This window comes from Stenotrophomonas sp. HMWF003 (genome assembly GCF_003061285.1).
GTDB classification, from domain to species: domain Bacteria; phylum Pseudomonadota; class Gammaproteobacteria; order Xanthomonadales; family Xanthomonadaceae; genus Stenotrophomonas; species Stenotrophomonas maltophilia_AP.
Genome location: NZ_QAIW01000440.1, coordinates 35635 through 39592 on the forward strand (window position 1 = coordinate 35635; position 3958 = coordinate 39592).

A 3958-nucleotide genomic window follows, 5' to 3' on the forward strand; every position below is an offset into this window, starting at 1 on the left:
AAAACATGGCGGGCAATGGATGAAAACGTTTTCTGATGACACCGCCCGTTGCGGCGCAACATCGAAAGTCTGAGGTTATCGTTGACATCGTTGTCAGAACGATTACAGACTCCGCCTCAATCGCCGGGTCGGACCGGTCCTGCACAATCCAAGGGAGCCCGTGTGACCGCAGCCGCCCACTCTGTACCGGCCCATGCCCTGCCCGCCGCGGTGCCGCCTTTCCTGGCCGCCGATGTGGGTGGCACGCATGTCCGGGTGGCCAGGGTGCAGGCCAGCGCCCAGCCGGACCATGCGGTGCAGTTGCTGGAATACCGCAAGTTCCGCAATGCCGATTACCCCGGCCTGAGCGCGATCCTGGCCGAGTTCCTCGGTACCGGCGAGCGCCCGGCGCACTGCGTGGTGGCCACCGCCGGCGTTGCCCGGCTGGACGGCACCGTGATCAGCGCCAACCTGCCGTGGCCGTTGTCGGCGCGCCGGATCGAGCAGGACGTGGGCCTGGACCAGGTCTACATCGTCAACGACTTTGAAGCGGTGGCCTACGCCGCCGCGCAGGTGGACGCCAGCGGCGTGCTGCAGCTGACCGGCCCGACCAGCGCCCCGCGTGGCCCGACCCTGGTGGTCGGCCCGGGTACCGGCCTGGGTGCGGCCGTGTGGATTCCCACCGCGCACGGTGCGGTGGTGCTGGCCACCGAAGCCGGCCAGCCCACCCTCGCCACCACCACCGAACTGGAAATGGCGATCGTGCGCCAGATGCAGCGCGAGCATGCGCATGTATCGGTCGAGCACGCCTTGTCCGGCCCGGGCCTGATGAATCTGTATCGCGCCCTGTGTGCCCTCAACGGTCAGGCACCCACGCTGGCCACGCCCGATGCGATCACCGCCGCGGCCATGGCCAACCAGGACCCGATCGCACGCGAGAGCCTGGACGTGTTCTGCGGCCTGCTCGGCAGCACCATCGGCGACATGGCCCTGCAGTACGGCATCACCGGCGGGGTCTACCTGGCCGGCGGCATCCTGCCGCAGATCCGCGAATTCCTGTTGAACAGCAGTTTCGTGCGCCGGTACCTCAACAAGGGGCCGATGCGCGAGGCGCTGGAACGCATTCCCGTGAAGGTGGTCGAGCACGGGCAGCTGGGCGTCATCGGCGCCGCCAGCTGGTACCTCGGCCATAGGGACGACCCGCGCGTCTGACGGCGCGGCGGGGACGCACGAAAAGGCAGTACGTGGCACCCAGGCGCACCCCGGCAAAGGGCGCGCGGCAAAGTCGTACCAGACGCAAGAAGACACGCCGTCGCCGGCGAACCATCGGATTGATGAGGAGAGACATCATGAACCACCGCAAGAGTCTGCTTTCGGCAGCCATTTTCAGCTGTCTGGTGTTCGGCGCGCAGGCGCAGGAAACCGCTACCCCGACCGACCTGGACACGGTCAGCGTCGTGGGCATCCGCGCCAGCCTGGAAAAGTCGCTGGACACCAAGCGCAACAACGTGACCATTTCCGAGGCGATCACCGCCGAGGACATCGGCAAATTCCCCAGCACCAACGTGGCCGAAGCGCTGTCGCAGCTGCCGGGCATTTCGCTGGATCGTCGCTTCGGCCAGGGTGAGCGCGTCAGCATCGACGGCACCGATCCCAGCCTGAACCTGTCGTTCCTGGATGGCCACCCGGTCGCGCAGGCGATCTGGCTGTATGGCGAACAGCCCAACCGTGGCTTCGACTACACGCTGCTGTCGCCGCTGATCCTGGGCCGCATGGAAGTGATCAAGTCCTCCGAAGCGCGCCTGACCGAAGGCAGCCTGGGCGGCACCATCCTGATGCACACCCGCCAGCCGCTGGACATGCGCGCCAATGAAGTGGCCGCGTCGGTGGGTTACAGCTACAGCGACCAGGCCAGCGAAGGCAAGCCGAACGCCTCGGCGATCTACAGCTGGAAGAACGACGACGAAACCTTCGGCATCAACGTGGCCGCGCAGCACTATGAAGAGCGCGTGGACCGCCAGGGCATCGAAGTGTTCGGCTACGCCAAGGCGTCCACGTTCACCAATGCACCGGGCGTGGATCCCAACGCCGACGTGCCCAACTCGGTCAACGCCGCATGGTTCCAGCAGGACCGCAAGCGCGACAGCGCCGTGGTCAACCTGCAGTTCAAGCCGACCGACGAACTCGAGTTCAACCTGAGCGGCCTGTACATCAAGGAGAACTTCGACAACTACAACCAGTCGATGTACTCCTTCCTGACCTGGAACCCTGGCACCGTGGGTGCGGTCAACCAGCTCGGCGACGTGCGCAACGGCGTGGTCAACAGCGGCCATTCCAACGCCAGCGCCACCGCCAACAGCGGCACGGTGATCTACGACAACAACGTCCGCGAATCCGAAGTGACCACCAAGGGCCTGGACCTGCGCGGCGCGTGGAAGGGCGAAAGCTGGGGCATCAGTGGCCAGGCCGGCCAGAGCAAGTCCGAGAACAAGGACCTGGCCCAGTACTTCATCGAACCGTTCTACAACGGTGGCTTCAGCTGGAACCTGGACAAGGGCATCACCTTCGACAACCCCGATGCGGCGCGCAACCCGGCCAACTGGGGTTCGGCCGGCGGCTGGTTCGGCAACAACGGCATCTTCTCCACGGAGAGCAAGGACACCTACGCACAGCTGGACTTCAACGTGCAGTTCGACAGCATCTTCAACCAGCTGCAGTTCGGCGCGCGCCACGGCAAGCATGAAGAAAGCTTCGACCTGAATGTCTATGGCGGCGTGCGCCCGGGCACCCTGGCCGACGTCGGCACCATCGGCCTGACCGACATCCAGGGCTTCAGCGATGGCCAGGGCCGCCATGTCCAGGCCGGGCGCAACAACGTGCTGAACTGGGTCAAGGGCAGCCCGCTGGATTACGCCAACCCGGATCCGGCCAGCTACCTCAACAATACCTGGGCGCTGGAGCAGACCAACAACGCCGCCTATGCGCAGCTGAACTTCTCCAACGGCCCGGTCCGCGGCAACGTCGGCGTGCGCTATGTCGATTCCAAGACCGACGGCAGCGGCTTCGTCTACGGTGGCACCCCCACCCTGACCGACCTGGACAGCAAGTGGCAGACCCAGACCAAGAAGGAAGACTTCCTGCTGCCCTCGGTCAACCTGGTCTACGACACCGCCAATGACTGGGTGTTCCGCTTCGGCGCCAGCAAGGTCATCGCCTGGGCCCCGTACAACCAGATGGTGAACAACACGTTCCTCAACGACACCACGCTCAACGGCAGCGGCGGCAACGCCGACCTGTCCCCGTACGAGTCGTGGAACTACAACCTGTCGGCCGAGTACTACTTCGCCCCGCAGTCGGTGGTGGCCTGGTCGCTGTTCTACAAGAAGATCGACAACTACATCGACAGCAGCGCGGTCATCGAGCGCCAGTACAACTCGATCCGCGACACCTCGCCGGCCACCTGGGCCAACGTGGTGGGCACCAACGGCTGCACCGCCGACGGCTACTGCGACTACAGCATCCAGCGTCCGCGCAATGCCGGCAGCGGCCACGTGAAGGGCTTCAACCTCAGCTTCCAGCAGCCCTTCGGCGAAAGCGGGTTCGGCCTGACCGCCAACTACACCTACGCCAATGGCGAGAACAACTCCGGCGACCCGCTGCCGTACCAGTCGCGCAACTCGGTCGCGTTCAGCCCGTACTACGAGAAGGGCCCGATCAACGCACGCCTGACCTACAACTGGCGTGACAGCTACCTGGCCGGCGGCTACGTCGCAGGCTCGGCCCCGGCCAGCGTGGACGATTACGCCGAACTGGGCGCCAGCTTCGGGTACACCTTCAACGACAACTGGTCGCTGACCCTGGATGCACAGAACCTGCTGAACGAAGAGTATTTCCAGTACCTTGGCGACAAGGACCACCTGGCCTCGCGCTACAAGAGCGGCCGCCGCTACATGGCCACGGTGCACTTCAAGTTCTGATC

At 65.0% G+C, this 3958-nt stretch carries 2 protein-coding genes; both read left to right on the forward strand.

Going from position 1 to position 3958, the window contains the following annotated elements; genetic code table 11:
* The first annotated feature begins 162 nt into the window (after window positions 1-162).
* The gene (locus DBR34_RS19435; RefSeq protein WP_128097997.1) at window positions 163-1191 is read left to right on the forward strand and encodes a glucokinase family protein; all 1029 of its coding nucleotides are present in this window, start codon (window positions 163-165) and stop codon (window positions 1189-1191) included.
* A 137-nt stretch (window positions 1192-1328) separates the two neighbouring features.
* Window positions 1329-3956, forward strand: a complete 2628-nt coding sequence (locus tag DBR34_RS19440) for a TonB-dependent receptor (RefSeq protein WP_128097998.1) — start codon at window positions 1329-1331, stop codon at window positions 3954-3956.
* Window positions 3957-3958 lie beyond the last annotated feature (2 nt).